This window comes from Paenibacillus sp. FSL R7-0331 (genome assembly GCF_000758645.1).
Classification (GTDB): domain Bacteria; phylum Bacillota; class Bacilli; order Paenibacillales; family Paenibacillaceae; genus Paenibacillus_AQ; species Paenibacillus_AQ camerounensis.
Genome location: NZ_CP009284.1, coordinates 5,368,026 through 5,385,305, shown reverse-complemented (window position 1 = coordinate 5,385,305; position 17,280 = coordinate 5,368,026). Strand labels below are relative to the sequence as shown.

14 protein-coding genes are annotated in these 17,280 nt (G+C 53.7%); 11 read left to right on the top strand and 3 right to left on the bottom strand.

Features of this window, described 5'->3' with window-relative positions; all coding sequences use genetic code 11:
* The first annotated feature begins 64 nt into the window (after positions 1 to 64).
* The 5 genes from R70331_RS23190 to leuS all read left to right on the top strand — a co-directional run bounded on the left by R70331_RS23190 (position 65) and on the right by leuS (position 6,143).
* On the top strand, positions 65 to 1,210 hold the full coding sequence (locus tag R70331_RS23190; RefSeq protein ID WP_042179565.1) for a cysteine desulfurase family protein: 1,146 nt from the start codon (positions 65 to 67) through the stop codon (positions 1,208 to 1,210).
* 56 nt (positions 1,211 to 1,266) lie between these two features.
* Positions 1,267 to 1,788 carry a PRC-barrel domain-containing protein gene (locus R70331_RS23185; RefSeq protein WP_042179562.1) on the top strand — a complete coding sequence of 174 codons (522 nt, stop codon included), beginning with the start codon at positions 1,267 to 1,269 and terminating at the stop codon, positions 1,786 to 1,788.
* A gap of 14 nt (positions 1,789 to 1,802) precedes the next feature.
* Entirely contained in the window at positions 1,803 to 2,012 is a 210-nt protein-coding gene (locus R70331_RS23180; protein WP_042179559.1) for a hypothetical protein, read from the top strand.
* A 206-nt stretch (positions 2,013 to 2,218) separates the two neighbouring features.
* Positions 2,219 to 3,286 (top strand): AI-2E family transporter, encoded by a 1,068-nt coding sequence (locus R70331_RS23175; RefSeq protein WP_042179558.1) that lies wholly within the window; start codon positions 2,219 to 2,221, stop codon positions 3,284 to 3,286.
* Positions 3,287 to 3,692: 406 nt separating this feature from the next.
* The gene (gene leuS / locus R70331_RS23170; protein ID WP_042183121.1) at positions 3,693 to 6,143 is read left to right on the top strand and encodes a leucine--tRNA ligase; all 2,451 of its coding nucleotides are present in this window, start codon (positions 3,693 to 3,695) and stop codon (positions 6,141 to 6,143) included.
* 83 nt (positions 6,144 to 6,226) lie between these two features.
* On the opposite strand, the gene comER is transcribed toward leuS, so the two are convergent.
* Complete coding sequence (comER, locus tag R70331_RS23165; RefSeq protein WP_042179556.1) at positions 6,227 to 7,078, bottom strand: late competence protein ComER; 852 nt, start codon at positions 7,076 to 7,078, stop codon at positions 6,227 to 6,229.
* A 436-nt stretch (positions 7,079 to 7,514) separates the two neighbouring features.
* Here comER and R70331_RS30675 point away from each other — a divergent pair, with 436 nt between their 5' ends.
* The 6 genes from R70331_RS30675 to R70331_RS23135 all read left to right on the top strand — a co-directional run bounded on the left by R70331_RS30675 (position 7,515) and on the right by R70331_RS23135 (position 13,480).
* A complete protein-coding gene (locus R70331_RS30675) occupies positions 7,515 to 8,117 on the top strand; it encodes a ComEA family DNA-binding protein (protein WP_052419176.1) in 603 nt (200 codons plus the stop codon).
* Positions 8,118 to 8,316: 199 nt separating this feature from the next.
* On the top strand, positions 8,317 to 8,922 hold the full coding sequence (locus tag R70331_RS23155) for a TetR/AcrR family transcriptional regulator (RefSeq protein WP_042179554.1): 606 nt from the start codon (positions 8,317 to 8,319) through the stop codon (positions 8,920 to 8,922).
* Positions 8,903 to 9,406 carry a flavoprotein gene (locus R70331_RS23150; RefSeq protein ID WP_042179552.1) on the top strand — a complete coding sequence of 168 codons (504 nt, stop codon included), beginning with the start codon at positions 8,903 to 8,905 and terminating at the stop codon, positions 9,404 to 9,406. Before R70331_RS23155 ends, R70331_RS23150 begins: the two co-directional genes overlap by 20 nt.
* Entirely contained in the window at positions 9,406 to 10,062 is a 657-nt protein-coding gene (locus tag R70331_RS23145; protein ID WP_042179550.1) for a flavodoxin family protein, read from the top strand. The genes R70331_RS23150 and R70331_RS23145 overlap by 1 nt, the downstream gene beginning before the upstream one ends.
* Positions 10,063 to 10,144: 82 nt before the next feature.
* Positions 10,145 to 10,663, top strand: coding sequence for a deoxycytidylate deaminase (locus R70331_RS23140; RefSeq protein WP_042179548.1), 519 nt, complete (start codon positions 10,145 to 10,147; stop codon positions 10,661 to 10,663).
* A 123-nt stretch (positions 10,664 to 10,786) separates the two neighbouring features.
* Entirely contained in the window at positions 10,787 to 13,480 is a 2,694-nt protein-coding gene (locus R70331_RS23135; protein ID WP_052419175.1) for a ComEC/Rec2 family competence protein, read from the top strand.
* Positions 13,481 to 13,754: 274 nt separating this feature from the next.
* Here R70331_RS23135 and R70331_RS23130 read toward each other — a convergent pair whose 3' ends face one another.
* Positions 13,755 to 15,557, bottom strand: a complete 1,803-nt coding sequence (locus tag R70331_RS23130; RefSeq protein WP_052419174.1) for an ABC transporter ATP-binding protein — start codon at positions 15,555 to 15,557, stop codon at positions 13,755 to 13,757.
* Entirely contained in the window at positions 15,499 to 17,250 is a 1,752-nt protein-coding gene (locus R70331_RS23125; RefSeq protein WP_042179544.1) for an ABC transporter ATP-binding protein, read from the bottom strand. Before R70331_RS23125 ends, R70331_RS23130 begins: the two co-directional genes overlap by 59 nt.
* Positions 17,251 to 17,280: the final 30 nt, after the last annotated feature.

Sequence of the window (17,280 nt, the reverse complement as noted above, 5' to 3'; positions counted from 1 at the left end):
CAGCAGTATAATCGAGAAGCCTTAAGAAATCCTGAATTCTAATATAAGAAGCGGAGAAAACAGTATGAAATCCATCTATTTGGACCACGCCGCCTCAACGCCGGTTCATCCGGAGGTGGCCAAGGTCATGTACCATATACTGACTGAAGAATACGGTAATGCGTCCAGTGTTCATCATTCCGGACGTTCCGCCAAAAGAATTGTTAACGGCGCGCGCGATACTATCGCGGGCTTTTTGGGCTGTGCGCCGGATGAATGGGTGTTTACCAGCGGAGGTACGGAAAGTGATAACCTCGCCCTACTGGGGGCTGCGGCTGCCACAGCGCACAAAGGTAAACATATCATAACTACTGCTATAGAGCATCATGCGGTCCTGCATACCTGCGAGCAACTGGAGCGGCAGGGCTACTCCATCACCTATCTTCCGGCAGATTCCACAGGAAGGGTGTCGGCTTCGGATGTTGAGGCGGCCCTGAGGGAAGACACGGTACTAATTAGTGTGATGTTCGCCAATAATGAGGTTGGAACGGTTCAGCCGATTGAGGAAATCGGCAGGCTGGCAGCTGAACGGGGAGCCCTGTTCCATGTTGATGCTGTACAAGCCCTCGGCATGGTGCCGTTTAATCTGCGTGAGCTGCCGGTGGATTACATGAGCTTCACTGCACACAAAATCAACGGTCCGCAGGGTATCGGCGGCCTGTATGTGCGGCGCGGGGCGCCGCTGCATCCAAGGCAGCACGGGGGCCTGCAAGAGCGCGGCAGGCGGGCCGGTACCGAAAGCCTGGCCGGTGCGGCCGGCTTTGCCAAGGCGGTTGAGCTGGCGGTGCAGGGGCTTGAGGAGCGCCGGGGGAAGGCGCTGCAGCTGCGCAGCACACTGCTCGGTGAGCTGGACAAGCGGATTGGACAAGACAGCTATACGGTCAACGGCAATCCGCAGCATTTTTTGCCGGGCATACTGAATATCAGCTTCCCCGGGGCAGGGACAGATGTGATGCTGATGAACCTGGATATGGAACGGATTGCCGCTGCGAGCGGGTCGGCCTGTACTTCCGGTTCACTGGAAATTTCACATGTTCTGCAGGCTATGAAACTTCCTTCAGAACTTTTGAACTCGGCGATTCGATTTAGCTCTGGTTTGGGTAATACTAAGGAAGAAATGGATTACGTTGCCCAAAAAGTTGAAACCATTCTGAAACGGCTGCGTAAATAGAGCTAGGGTTTGCTTCAGCTCTACGCTGTTTTGGTACATAATAGGAGGCCTTGGCATTGAAACTTCAGGATTTGATCGGCCTCACTGTATATGAAGTTGAAGAAGGTAACGAAGTCGGCAAGCTTGTCGATTGTGCACTGGATTCAAAATGGAATATTACGGGTATTGAACTGGAAAGCAAATCATTTTTTTCCAGTCATGTGAAAGTTGTGGCATGGGAAGATATTGTCGCTTATGGCGAAGATGCTGTCATGATTCGCAGTAAAGAGTCGATTATTAAGGCCGACACTGACCATATACCATATACTTTTCTTTTGGGAAAGAACAAACTGAAGGATCTGAAGGTCCTGACTACATCAGGAAGTAATCTTGGGCGAATATCCGATGTTTATTTTGACCAGAAGTTGGGAAATACAATAGTAGCGCTGGAAATCAGTGACGGGCTTGTAACGGATTTGATCGAAGGCCGCAAATGGCTGCCTTGTTCTGAAGAGATGTCCATTGGGGAGAATGCCGTACTGGTTCCCGCGATGAGCGAAGAACGGCTACAGAAAGCCATTAATATTGTTAACGGATAGGTGGAATGTATGATATGAAGTGTCCAAACTGCAACTCCAAGGATATCGGCAAGATTGGTTCACACCAGTTCTATTGCTGGGGCTGTTTTATTGAACTAACGGTCAATGGTGAAAAAATGTCGGTTTATCAGGTTGAAGAAGACGGCACGCTCAGCTCGCTTGACGATCTGTTCTCAGGCGAAGAAATTGCTCAGGATTTCCCGCAAATCCACGCATCCTCCTGATTTTACGTGCTTTTTAAGCGTCAATTTCCTTTCAGCATACAGAATGCTGAGGGTTTTTGGCGCTTTTTTTCATAGTATTATGCTTATCTTCGGTTTGACTGGAGCGGCGGTTATTTTTATCTCCGTGTACATATACTTATCTACGAAGCCTGTCCGGATAATGGCGGGCTTTTTAATGTAGGGTGTGTACTAAGGAGGTGTTTATCTTGGAGCAATGGTCGCAGAGCAAGTGGTTCCGCTGGATGACTGGTGTGCTGCTTGGGCTGATTATCCTATATTTTGTCTGGCTGCTCCGTCCGATGCTGCAGGGGATTTTTGTATTTTTAAAAGCCATTCTAGCGCCGTTTCTGGCTGCGATGATTATATCTTACGTTCTGAATCCGGTGGTCAGTATGCTGGCCGGACGGAAAATGCCGCGAAGTGTCGCGGTGCTGCTGATCTATACCGTATTCTTGACCACAATCGTTGTTATCGCCATCAACCTGATTCCGATGTTCATCGAGCAGCTTGAGGAGCTGAATGAGCATCTGCCGGAAATGACTCTGCATGCCCAGGGGCTGATGCGCAGCATGAATACGAAGCTGATTCCGCCGGGAGTGGAGACAGGGATGAACAACTGGTTTTTTCAGCTGGAGAACAGGCTGGCCGGCGGGATTTCCCATTTTCTCGATAATATCGGATCTACAATCGGTCTGCTGTTCAACGCTTTTATCGTACCGTTCCTGGTGTTCTATATTCTAAAAGACTTCGACGTGTTCGAACGGACGGTGGTATCCTGTCTGCCCCGCTCCCGCCGCAGGTCGATTGTGAAGCTGCTGAAGGATATCGATGATGCGCTCGGGAATTACATCCGCGGCCAGATTCTCGTCTGCCTGATTATCGGCGTGCTGGCGTATATAGGCTACGTGATTGTGGGTATGCCTTACGCCCTTCTGTTTGCCTGTGTGGTTGCTGTGTTTAACATTGTCCCGTATATGGGGCCGTTTCTCGGGGCTGCGCCCGCCATTGTCATGGCGACGACGATCTCGCTGCGGCTGGTGCTGCTGGTAGCGGTTGTAAATACGCTGTGTCAGATGCTGGAGAGCAATGTGATATCTCCGCAGGTGGTGGGCCGGAGGCTGCATTTGCATCCGCTGCTGATTATTTTTGCCCTGCTGGTCGGCGGGGAGGTGGCCGGTATGATCGGGTTAATTCTTGCAGTGCCTGTTTTTGCCGCCGGAAAGGTGGTTATTCAACACCTCTTTACCTATTATATCCGCCGGAAGGCGGCATAGGCGGCAAAAACGTTGACTATAGACAAGAAAGTTGTATATAATATTGTGTAATATTACGATTAGCATTACGAAATAGCTGTCGATGATGAGGAGTATTAGTTCGCAGAACGTTAGCTCAGAGAGCCGGTGTACAGGTGCAAGCCGGTTAACGGAGCGGATGAACTCACCTCGGAGTAATGGCGCAAGCCGCAGGCTTCTGCAAGAATTGCAGGTCCGCGAGTGAACCGCCGTCGCCTCACCCCCGGTAAAGGGTGTCAAAGTGAGTGGCAGACATAGCATGTCCGGCCGCTAACTAGGGTGGTACCACGGGAATTCAGACCTCTCGTCCCTAGCGTTAATACGCTGGGGATGGGAGGTTTTTTTGTTTGAAAAGTACAGCAGCTGTAACTCCAAGGAGGAGAACAAGATGAGTGAGAACCAGACAACTACGGTGGCCGGAGCCGGCTACCGCGCCCAGACCATTGAGCCGAAATGGCAAAAGTTCTGGGATGAGAACAAAACCTTCAAGACAGGTAAAGATGCGGATAAACCGAAATTCTACGCACTGGATATGTTCCCGTATCCATCAGGTGCGGGCCTGCATGTAGGGCATCCTGAAGGCTACACAGCAACCGATATTATCTCCCGTTACAAACGGATGCGCGGTTATAATGTGCTTCATCCGATGGGCTGGGATGCCTTTGGCCTTCCGGCAGAGCAGTACGCCATGGATACCGGTCAGCATCCGCGTGACATCACCTTCAAGAATATTGACAATTTCCGCCGCCAGATCAAGTCATTGGGCTTCTCCTATGACTGGGACCGCGAGATCAGCACCACCGATCCGGAATACTATAAATGGACCCAGTGGATATTCATCCAGCTGTATAACCGCGGTCTGGCTTATGTGGCTGAGGTATCGGTGAACTGGTGTGAGGCGCTGGGAACGGTACTGGCAAATGAAGAGGTTATCGACGGCAAAAGCGAGCGCGGCGGCCACCCTGTTGTGCGCAGACCGATGCGTCAGTGGATTCTGAAAATTACCGAGTATGCGGAACGCCTGCTCGAGGACCTGGATGAGCTGGACTGGGAAGAGAGCATCAAGGATATGCAGCGCAACTGGATCGGCAAATCGACCGGTGCGGAAGTCAACTTTGCGATCGACGGCCATGATGCAAGCCTGGAAGTGTTCACCACCCGCCCGGATACACTGTTCGGCGCAAGCTATTGTGTACTGGCACCAGAGCATAAGCTGGTGGATGTGATTACCACGGAAGCGCAGGCTGCTGCCGTAGCGGAATACCGTGACAAAGCAGCCCGCAAGAGCGATCTGGAGCGTACGGATCTGGCAAAAGAGAAGAGCGGCGTATTTACCGGCGCTTATGCTATTAATCCGGTTAATGGTGCTAAGGTGCCTGTCTGGATTGCTGATTATGTACTTGCCGGATACGGAACCGGGGCGATTATGGCTGTTCCGGGCCATGACACCCGTGACTGGGAATTCGCGAAGCAGTTCGGCCTCGATATCATTGAAGTTGTGCAGGGCGGCAATGTCCAGGAAGAAGCATTCAGCGGCGACGGCCCGCATGTGAACTCTGATTTCCTGAACGGCCTGGACAATAAAGAAGCTATGGCTAAGATGATCTCCTGGCTGGAAGAACAGGGCAGCGGCAAGGGCAAGGTAACCTATCGCCTGCGCGACTGGCTGTTCAGCCGCCAGCGCTACTGGGGCGAGCCGATTCCGATTCTCCATCTGGAGGACGGCACAATGAAAACTGTGCCTGTGGACCAGCTGCCGCTGATGCTGCCGGATGTAGATGCCATCAAGCCTTCAGGCACAGGTGAATCCCCGCTGGCTAATGTTACCGAATGGGTGGAAACCGTTGATCCGGAGACTGGCATGAAGGCCCGCCGCGAGACCAACACGATGCCGCAATGGGCCGGCAGCTGCTGGTACTACCTGCGGTATATCGATCCGCATAATGATAAAGAGCTGTGTTCGCCTGAGCTGCAGAAAGAGTGGCTGCCGGTTGACCTGTATATCGGCGGTGCCGAGCATGCGGTGCTTCATCTGCTGTATGCCCGCTTCTGGCACAAGGTGCTGTACGATATCGGTGTAGTAGACACCAAAGAACCGTTCCACAAGCTGGTGAACCAGGGCATGATCCTGGGCAACAACAACGAGAAAATGAGTAAATCGCGCGGCAACGTTATTAACCCTGACGAAATCGTCGAGGCTTATGGTGCGGACACCCTGCGTGTGTATGAAATGTTCATGGGACCGCTGGAAGCCACCAAGCCTTGGAATGAAAAAGGTGTGGAAGGCGTTCACCGCTTCCTGTCCCGTGTATGGCGCCTGTTCGTTAATGAAGACGGCAGCCTGAGCAGCAAAATTACACCGGATGGCGGAAGCGACGAGTTCAAACGGACCTGGCACAAGACGCTGAAAAAAGTTGGGGAGGACTTCGAAGGCTTGCGCTTCAACACAGCGATCAGCCAGCTGATGATCTTCACCAACGATGCTTATAAGCAGGATACCTTGTCCAAAGAAGCGGCAGAGCACTTCGTGCAGATGCTGGCGCCGCTGGCACCGCATATTGCTGAAGAGCTGTGGCAGCTGCTGGGTCACGAGGGAAGCATCAGCTATGTGCCTTGGCCGTCTTATGACGAAGCCTGGACAGTGGATGCCGAAGTGGAAATTGTTGTACAGGTGAACGGCAAGATTGTACAGCGCGCACTGGTAGCCGCAGAGATGGGCAAGCAAGAGATGGAAGAGCATGCACTGGCTCTGCCGAACGTGCAGTCTGCTGTAGAAGGCAAAACCGTCCGCAAAATTATTGCGGTGCCGGGCAAGCTTGTAAATATTGTAGTGGGTTAAGCGAAGAACGCAACTCTACCCGCAGCTACGGAGCAATCCGTGCTGCGGGTTTTTGTCTAGTATTTCCGCTTACTGCAATAAGTTTACCGGTCCAGCGGGCCCTGGGTAATCCCGCTGCGGCCGAACAGATCATCCAGCCGGAGCACATCCTCATCATACTTGTCATGTGTAGTTGTAATCAGCCGCTCAAACACACCTTCAAGGCTGATTCGCAGATGGTTCAGCGCTTCTGCTGTAATGCCGCCGCGGACGGCGACCCGCTCCTGCAGCTCCTGGGGAGTGAACGAGCCTTCTGTCAGCAGCCTGCCGGTGCCGAGCAGCATTTCACCGGCCAGCCGGCTGACCAGTGCCTCGTCAATGCCGGTCGCTTCAACAGCCGCTTCAATCCACCGTTCCAAAAAGTAGCTTAGAAACGCCGGACCGCAGCTGGAGAAATCAGAGGCAATCCGGGTATGGCTCTCAGGGATTTCCGCCGGCACGCTAATGCAAGAGAAAAGCCGGAGCAGGGACAGCCTGTCTTTTTTATTTAATCTGCTTCCGAAGATGCAAAGAGAAGTCCCGCTCTTGACGGAATGGGTGATGCTGGGAATAATCTTGGCAATTTTGGACGGCAGCACGGATTCCAGATGATGAAGCTGGACGGGGCTTGTGATAGAGACGATGATCTGCTCTCTGCGCAGACTGGGGGCAATTTCTTCAGCAAGCATTTTGAACTGCAGGGGTTTAACGCATAAAAAGACGATATCGCTGCCTGCTGCGGTCTCTGTATTACTTTCACATATGCTGATTCCGGGATGAAGCTTCTGAAGTTCCAGCAGCTTGCCGGGGCTGCGGTTGCTGGCCAGCACATCGCAGGGATCAAGTGCTCCCGAACGAAGAAAGGTGTCGATGAGCAGACCGCCCATGCTGCCTGTTCCGATAAATCCCACTTTCATCCTGTGGTAACCTCCTTTCTTATGTTGCTGGGCTTACAGGAATACTCTTCGTTAAATGTATGCATGCGAGTCTTGGACAAATGACAGGTTTTCAACAAGTTATTGAATAATATTGCAGATGGTTGAAGCTGATATGATCTTGCACGGAACGTATAAGCTGAATTGGACATGCGGCTCCGAATATTAGTTAGATTTCCTCCACCTAATCTGATCAAACGTTAACATTTCTGATAATTAGCTGGAAGAACACCATCTATATTGAACGATATACCTCTCACAGGGAGAATCTGGAGCAATAATTGGACTTTTTCCCGCTAATGCCTCCTTTTGCGATCATAAGCAAGAATCAGGTGGAGAATTTCCATTTAGCCTTGTGAATGCATGCTGAGCAAAAGAGCAGTAGCTATATTCAGCTCTAATTGAAGGAGGGCTTTTGATGAGTAAAAGAATGATCGGCAGTATAATTGCTGCGGTGCTGCTGGGCGGCGGATTAGTCTGGTCTGCAGATCACAGGCAGGCTGAAGGCATAGCCGGCTGGGAAACGCTGAATGCCGGAATGGCGCAGGCGCTGGGTGTGGAGAACGGAACCGCCGGCATGGCTTCTGCAGGGAGGGCCAATGAGACTACGGCCGGACCGGTAACAGCGGTAGATGACGGAGTGGCCGGGGCTGTGGCGCCAAGCGGGGCAGCGGGAGATGACGGAGTAACTGGAACTGCGGTAGTAGGTGGGGCAGCGGGAGATGACGGAGTAACTGGAGCTGCGGCGGCAGGCGAAGCAGCGGGAGATGACGGAGTGGCTGGAGCTGCGGCAGCAGGCGGGGCAGCGAGTAGTGCTGTAGCCGCTGACGGCAGAATTAATGTGAATACTGCTGATGCTGCTGCGCTGATGGACTTGCCCGGGGTCGGGGAGAAGAAGGCACAGGCGATCATCGATTACCGGAACAGCAAGGGAGCGTTTCACAGCTTAACTGACTTGGGCAAGGTGAAGGGGATCGGTCCGAAGATGCTGGAGAAGCTGGAGGCGCTGGTTGTTTTTTAACCGATTAGAAAGTATACAGTTACGGGCTTATACAGGTCTGATGTTTCTTGCAGATAGGATGCCGGCCTCCCAGTAGAACAGAGGAGCCATACTGCGTTTCCCCGGGATGTGTGGAATATAGTGGAAAATTTAATCTTGACACTGGAAAGATGGAAAGGGTATATTTACAGTGTAAAGTTTAGAAAAAGGAGTTTTACCTTTGAAGCAGAGACCCTATCATCATGGCGATTTAAGAAACACATTGATTGAAACCGGTATTGAGTTAATTAATGAGGAGGGTCTGGGCGGATTTTCCCTGCGTAAGGTTGCAGCTAAATGCGGGGTCAGCCACGCAGCTCCGTATGGTCACTTCAAGGATGTTCAGCAGCTTCTGGCAGCCATGGGGGAGCATGTCACTGCGCAGTTTACAGCCTCTCTGCAAGCTTCAGTCGAAGGGCAGGCAGAGCCGATGTCAGCGATGGAAAAGCTGGGGACAGCCTATATTGCTTTTTTCGGGCAGCATCCGGCTTATCTTCCTTTCCTGTTCTTTCAGTCGGGTATCACGATTCAGGTGGACGGAGGAGAAGCGGATGCTCCGGCGTATCCGCCATTTGCGGTGTTCAGGACGACCGGCTGCCGGCTGTTCCGTAGCCTAGGGCTGCCGCCTGAGCGGGACGGCCAAATGCTGATGGCCTACTGGTCGCTTGTCCACGGGGTGGCATCCCTGCAGTCCAGCAGCGGCATCCGTTATTCGGGGAATTGGCAGGAGGTATGGCAAGTCATTCTTCAATCAGGAGGAACTGAAGATGAGATTAATCGTTCATGATCTGGCGGAACCGGAATATGATGCATGGCTTAGCGGGTTCTGCAGTGAAACCGATGAAGTGATCGGAATGGAGGGGGACATCCGTCATTGTGTAGGCTGCTTCGGCTGCTGGGTCCGCACTCCGGGCACCTGTGTGCTGAAGGATTCTTATAAGCATATGGGCGAACGGCTCGCTGCCTGTGAAGAGTTTGTCTTAATCAGCCGTAACGTGTACGGGGGATACAGCCCGTTTGTCAGCAATGTTTTGAACCGCACACTGCCGTATGTTCTGCCCTATTTCACGACCAAAAACGGAGAAACCCATCATCAGCAGCGGTATGAGCGCCAGATCAGATTCACGGTTCATTTTTACGGGGAAGGGATGACCGGGGCAGAGCGCGAGACGGCACAGTCTCTGGTAGGGGCCAATGCGCTTAATCTGGATGCGTCCGGCTACACTGTTTCTTTTCACGACACGCTTGTCAGCCTTAAGGAGGTACAGTGATGAGAATTGCGCTGGTTAACGGGAGTCCCAAGGGCGGGGTGAGCAACTCCGGCATTCTGCTGGAAAAGCTGAAGCCGCTCATTGCTGAAGGCAATGAGCTTAGTGTGTACCGCGTTAATGTAAAGCCGCTGAAGCCTGAGCAATACGATGAGCTGAATGAGGCGGATGTGCTGGTGCTGGCGTTTCCGCTTTATTTTGACGCAATCCCCTCGCACCTGCTGCGGATGCTGGTTGAATTCGAACAGTACCGGCAGTCTAAGCAGGGCAATCCGGACCTTATCGTCTATGCATTGATTAATAATGGATTCTATGAAGGGCATCAGTGCAAGATTGCTGCCGATATTGTACGTAACTGGTGCAGCCGCTCAGGCTTCCGCTTCGGGATGGCTGTCGGGCACGGAGCCGGTGAGATGTTCAAATCCTTGAGCCAGGTACCGCTCGGTAAAGGCCCGCTCAAGAATCTCGGCAAGGCCATGCATCAGCTCTCAGCCGCTATTCATGCGCGAAGCAGCGCAGAATCCCTGTTCATCCAGCCCAACTTTCCGCGCATCGCCTGGCGTCTGGCTGCCACCCATTCCTTCTGGCACGCTCAGGCGAAGAAGAACGGATTGCGGCCGAAGGAGCTGAGAAGACAGCCTTTTCAGCAGAGCAGGTAAGGAACCCGCTTTATCATATTGAAACAGTGCCACAGTGTGTTACAATAGTGAACAACTAAGAAGAGAAAGTGGAGAAACACTGATGACTGTGGCCTACCGCAAAAACTGGGATACATATTTCATGGACATTGCCTGCATGGTCTCCACCCGTTCACGCTGCCCCCGCCGGCATGTCGGTGCTGTGCTGGTGCAGGGCAAGAAGCTGCTGGGAACGGCATATAACGGGGCGCCGATGGGTGTGCCGGATTGCTCCGAAGCCGGGTGTATGGTCTCTGAGCAGTATGAACGGGAGCTTGTCGGAGGCGTGGAAACGATGGTTATGAAGCAGCGCTGCATCCGCACGATTCATGCCGAGCAGAACCTGTTGCTCTTCACCGACCGGAGTGACCGGGAGGGCAGTACCGTGTACGTGACGGATGAGCCGTGCTGGACCTGTGCCAATATGCTGGCCAACAGCGGTATTGTTGAGATTGTCTATCTGCGTCCTTACCGCAAGGATATGAAAAAGGTCGAGGCGATGCTGGGCTCCAAAGGGATTATATTCCGTCAATTGGAGAACTACGAGCCGCCGAAGGAAACGATGATTACGGTATCGGAGTAACCCGGGAGTACCGGATAAGGTAACTGAATAAGGCAAGCAACAGGGGAAGAACCTCTGCTCGCGCATGAATTGCGCAGCGGGGGTTCTTTTTGCTGTCTGCAGATTACATAGGGAGGGAAGGAAATGAATAGAAGGCCGCTTTTGGGCTTCACCGTCTGTTGGGTTGCCGGCAGTGCGGCAGGCTGCCTGTTTTCAGGCTACAGTCTTCTGGCCGGTATATCCGCCTGCCTGCTGCTGCTTGTGATCTGGGCGGTCAGCGGGGGGATCAGCTGGCGGACGGCGGCTGTGTTTGTACTGGCTCTGGCTGCAGCAGCGCTGTATTGGGAATGGACAGAGGCACGGAATGTCAGCCTGCTGCCGGCGGCGCTGGGCCGGCCGGAAGCCGGGCTGAACGAGACATATCTAACAGCTGAAGGTGTGATTGTATCCCCGGTGGAGCGGGACGGGGACCGGGTGGATTTTACGCTGAAGCTGGCGCAGATTGGAGGGGAGAAGCTGGGACAAGACGATGGAGAATCCGTTATAGAGCAGGCAAGAGAAGGCAGCGATGCCCAGGGAGATATTGGCCACGGGGACAATGTAGGCACTAATCCGGCGGGCGAACTTATTGCTGTGCAGATCAAGCTCCAGGCGGAGAGTGAAATTGCACTGGCGGCACAGTGGCAGCGAGGCGACCGGGTAACCGTTCAGGGGGAACTGGGCCTGCCTGCAATTGCGCGGAATTTTGGCGGATTCGACTATCGTGCATATCTGCAGACGCAGCAGGTTCACTGGCTGCTGAAAGGGGAAGGCACGGCTAGTGTGACGGCTGTAGCTCCCGTGTCATGGGAGCTCTCCAGCATTTTACGCTGGAATGATGCCGCGCGGGCTGCGCTTGGTGCTGAAATGGACCGCTTGTTTCAGGAGCCGCATGCCGGATATATGAAGGGGCTTGTAATCGGTATACAGGACGATCTCGATCCCGAGACGTTTAAGCAGTTCTCACAGCTGGGGCTGACGCATATTCTGGCCATTTCCGGTATGCATGTTGCTGTGTATGTAGGAGTGATTCTGTTTCTGCTGCGGCGCCTGCGTGTTACAAGGGAAACCGCGCTAACGGTCACCCTGCTTCTGGTTCCGGTATATGTGCTGCTGTCCGGCGCGGGGCCGTCCATTGTGCGAGCAGGAATCATGAGTATGATTGCCCTGCTCGCTGCAAGGCTCGGCCTGCTCAAGGACGGACTGAATATTCTGGCTGCATCGGCGCTGATGATGCTGGTCTGGAATCCGTATATGCTGCTCAGCGTCAGCTTCCAGCTGTCATTTCTGGTTACGGCCGGGCTTATGATCTACACGCCGCTGGCAACGCCGTTATTCAGCAGGCTGCCCAAATGGCTTGGCAGTTCTGTAACAGTAACACTGATTGCACAGCTGGTGTCTTTTCCGCTGACGGTGTATTACTTTAACCAGTTCTCACTGCTCTCCTTTATCGCTAATCTGCTGCTTGTGCCCTTTATTACTTTTCTAGTGCTGCCGCTTGGAACGCTGGCCCTGCTGCTTGGCCGGATCTGGAATACTGCGGCGGTTACGGTTGCAGGAGCTGCGGAGCTGCTAAACAATTGGACGTTTAGGGCAGTGGAATGGGTGAACGGATTTACGGCAGGTGTGCTGATCTGGGCCTCACCGTCCCTGCTATGGATATGTGTCTATTACGCGCTGCTCTATGGCCTGCTGTATGTACTTAAGCAGCGGAGAGAGGCGAGGTTTGCCCCGCAATATATGGAGGACGAGACCAGACCCCTGGCAGAGCTGGAGCAGCCGGGAGCAGGGGGAGTCCGCGATGCCTCTGCGCATCCGTCTCAAGTCGGAGTCCAAGCCGGGCTGCGCGGCAGCCGTTACGCAGCCATGCTGTGCGCAGCTGCGCTGGCTTTGCTGCTGTATAAGGGCTATTACGCAGAAAAGCTGAATGGTGCCGGAGCCATAAGCTATCTGGATGTAGGGCAGGGTGACAGTATCCTGATCACTACACCGCAAGGGGCTCACATCCTGGTCGACGGCGGCGGAACGGTAAGCTTCGGGAACAAGGAAGAGTGGCGTATCCGCCGCAGCCCGTTCGAGGTAGGAGCCAAAACGCTGCTACCCTTACTGAAGCAAAGGGGTATACACCGGCTGGACGCCGTAATCCTGACCCACGGCGACCAGGATCATGCGGGCGGGCTGCAGGCCGTACTGGAGGGAATCCCGGTGTCGGCGCTGCTGTTCAACGGAACCTTGGCAGATACGGAGCCTTACAGCAAGCTGATGAGCACGGCCCTTGCCAAGGGCGTCCGGCTGTACGCTGTGCAGCAGGGAATGGTGCTGGCTCCGGATAAGGCGACGAAGCTTTATTTTCTCCGGCCGGAACCAGAGGAGGAGCAGCCGCTGCTTCCGGTAGTTAAGGAGCAGAATCATGAGTCGGTAGTGTTCCGGCTGGAGATGAGCGGCCGCAGCTTTCTTTTTACTGGAGATATGGATGAAGAAGCGGAAGAGGATATTATTCAGGCTGCACAGCAGGCAGGTATCCGGGAAGCCGGACCTGTTGATATGCTGAAAGTCGCCCATCACGGCAGTAAAACCTCAACAGGCGCAGCCTGGCTGGAGTTCTGGAAACCTGCTACCGCAGTAATCTCAGCAGGAGTCAACAATCTGTACGGGCATCCGAATGCCGGGGTGCTGGAGCGGCTGGAGGAAGCAGAGGCAGAGGTGTTCCGGACGGATCTGCACGGGGAGGTGCAGCTTAGGGTGGAGGAGGATGGGATTAGAGTGCGGCATAAGCTGGTTGGGGAGGGGGAGGAATAAATCTGGCTACTCCGAACCTACAGGGATAGGCGGGTGCTACACAGGGAGACAAGGAGACTATGTGCATAGGTAGAGGAGTAACCGTTACAGGCTAGAAATAGACTGGATTTATTAGAGGAACTAGATGGGAGAACAATTTAAGGACGTGTTAATGCCGGTTGAACCATCCGCCTTCAGCCTATTAACGGTATATATCCCGTTAATGTCGGTGAACCACCCACATACAGAGAGCGCTTCGCTCTCTGTACCGCCAGCTATGAAGCTGCTGCGAGCCTCAAGAACTCGCCACATGCGACCGGCTCTCCCTCAGCAGCCGGGCATAATAGCCCTCCTGCTCCAGCAGCTTGCGCGGCGGCCCGGATTCGGCGACCCGACCGTTCTTCATCGCGATGATCAGGTCGGCTCCGGCGATGGTGGACAGCCGGTGGGCGATGATTAGCGTGGTGCGCTCGCGGGCCACGTTGTCAATGGCCTGCTGGATCAGCTTTTCCGTGCGGGTATCGATGTTCGCGGTAGCTTCATCCAGCACGAAGATCGCCGGATCATGGGCAATCGCCCGGGCGAAGGAGATCAGCTGCCGCTGACCGGCAGACAGTGTCCCGCCCCGCTCGGTAACCGGCTCGTTGATGCCGCCGGGGTAATCCTGCACGAACTCAATGGCGCAGGAGGCCTGCAGCGCATGCTGCACGGTCTCTTCCGCGATCTCATCCCCCAGCGTAATATTATCGCGGATCGTGCCGGAGAACAGGAAAACATCCTGCAGCACGACGGAAATGTTCCGCCGCAGATCATCCAGCCGCATAGCATCCACATTGACGCCGTCGATGAGGATTTCTCCCTTTTGCACCTGGTAAAAGCCGTTAATCAGACTGATGATGGTTGTCTTGCCCGCACCGGTCTCGCCGATGAATGCTGCCGTCTGCCCTTTGCGGATTATAAAGCTTACGTCCTTCAGCACCCAGTCGGTATCGTTGTAGGCAAACCAGACATGGCGGAATTCAATGGTTCCGTCCAGCCGCTCTACAGCGACTCCGCTCTCAGGCTGCTCCAGCCGTTCCTCCTCGCGGATCAGCTCCTCAATGCGCTCCGTAGACACCAGTGCCGATTGAATGGAGGTATATTTGTCAGCCAGATCAGAAATCGGGGCAAAAAACTGCCTGATATAGGTCGTGAACGCATACAGCACACCGATTTGCAGCACACCTCCGGAGATTTGGCCGACACTGAACCAGACGAGGATGGCAATCGCCAGACTCTGGAACATATCTGATGCGGGCTTCAGGATGCTGTTGAGCCGCACCTGGATCAGCGTGGTCCGGAAGTAATCCCCGTTCAGCTTCAGGAACTGCTCCTCCTTCTCTTTTTCCGCACGGAATATCTGGATGACCCGCATTCCTGCAACACTTTCGGCAATAAAGCCGTTAATCTGGCCGATGTAATGCTTCATGTGGAAGAAGTTCTTTTTGATTTTGTTTTTGATAAACAGGACCAGTAACACGATCACTGGAATAACGGTAAAAGAAACAAGTGTAAGCTGCGGGCTGAGCATCAGCATGGCGTAGATGATGCCGATCAGCAGCAGGACATCCTTAACGAGTGAAATGATGACATCGGTATACAGGTCGCTGACCTCTGCGGTGTCATTCGTCGCACGGGTAATGAGCCGGCCGGACGAGGTCCGGTCCAGAAAGGACAGCGGCAGCCGCTCGATAATGCCGAACACTCTGACCCGCAGATCATGGATCAGGCTCTGACCTGCTTTGGCGACAATCAGCGCCTGCAGATAAGCAAAGCCGGAGCCTGCCGCCGACACCAGCAGATACAGCAAAGCCAGGCCAAGAATGGAGTCAAGACCATGCTCTGCCGCACCGCCGATCAGAAAATGGTCAATGACCCGCTGCAGCAGCAACGGCTGGACCAGAAAAGCCGCATTGACAATAATGACGCAGACACAGGCCAGGAGGAGCTGGAATGTATAAGGGGCGGATAGCCGCATCAGCAGCTTAGCTGCGCCTGATTCAGGCTTTTTGGGGCGCGGAGTGATCTCCTTCTTCATGCTGTTCGGTGTAGATATCAAAGTACAGGCCTCCTTTCGTAAGCAGCTGTTCATGCGTCCCGCGTTCGGCGATAATCCCTTTGTCGAGCACAATAATCTCATCGGCTTCCTTAATCGACGAGATACGGTGCGAGATCAGAATATTGGTTTTGCCTGCACGGATCTGCTTAAGGTTCGCCAGAATCTGCCCTTCCGTCACGCTATCCACTGCCGACAGCGCATCATCTAGAATCAGAATGGCCGGATCACTGACCAGGGCGCGGGCGATGGCCAGCCGCTGCTTTTGTCCGCCGGACAGATTGACGCCGCGTTCCCCGAGAATCGTATCATAGCCGTCAGGAAAGCTGTTAATACTGTCCGCAATCAGTGCGGATTTAGCCGCCTGCCTGACCTGGGCATCACTATAGCTATCCTTGAAAAAGGCGATGTTATCCTTAACGGTAGCGGCAAAAACAAAGCTGTCCTGCGGCACGTATCCCATTCCTCCGCGCAGCGCCTCAACCCTGTAATCGTTGATATCCTTGCAGTCCAGGCTGATCTGCCCGGGCTCCACATTGTAGAAGCGGAAGAGCAGCGAGGCGAGTGTGCTTTTGCCTGAGCCGGTCCGGCCGATGATGCCCAGACTATGTCCCTTAGGGAGTCTGAACGAGATGTTGCGCAGGGCCGGCGTATCCGAGCCATCGTAACAGAAGGTCAGATTACGAAGCTCAACTTCACCTTGAAGCTGATTCTGGATCGCCAGCGGCTTATCCGTAATGTCAGGCTGCACCCGCAGCACTTCATACAATCTGCCAAGAGAAGCAATGCCGCGCTGAATGGTAGTGACGATTTTGCCGATGGATACGATGGGGCTGATGATCAGGCTCAAATACCCGTTAAAAGCGACGAAATCACCAACACTGATGTCCCCGCGCATGACCAGACGGCTGCCATAGACTAAATTAATGACAAAACAGACGGCAAAGCCGAATTCAATCATCGCCGGCAGCGCAGCAGAGACACGGATCAGATCCAGATTAGCCTGCTTCATCCGGCTGCTCAGCTGACTGAAGCGCTCCATCTCCGAACGTTCCTGCACATAAGCTTTGATGACACGGATACCGGAGATATTCTCCTGAACCTTACCGGACACGGCACCGAACTGCTGCTGGACCACTCTGAACCGGGTCTGAACCTTACGGCTGCTGAACAGCATAATCACAATGATAAAAGGCAATGGGGCAAGCGTAGCCAGGGTCAGGCGGGGATCAACTGTAGCGAACATGAAGTAAATGGAGGAGCAGCAGATCACAATGCCGTTGAACGACATCGCCGTAGCAGGACCGAACGTCATCCGTACCGCAGAGATGTCATTGATGGCATAAGCGATCAGGTCGCCTGTCTTGCGGCTGTTATAAAAAGAGGGAGAGAGCTTCAGATAGTGCCGGACCAGCTCTTCACGCAGGTAACATTCGAGGTTGCGCGCGCTTTTGATAATGATATTTCTCCATAAAAAAGTGCAGGTGAACACACCGGCGGCAATCAGCACCATCCACAGCACCTGCTGCAGCACCTCCCGGGTGTCAAAGCCGCTGACCTTCATTAAATCCACTGCGTGGCCCAGCACTTTAGGAAAAAGCGTCTGAATGAAGGAGGCGGCGAACATAAAAGAAAATCCGATCAGATAATCAGTCTTGCGGGCTTTGAAGAAACGCAGCAATATAGAGGAGTTCATTTGGCATCCCACCTTTTGAAAATACACCTG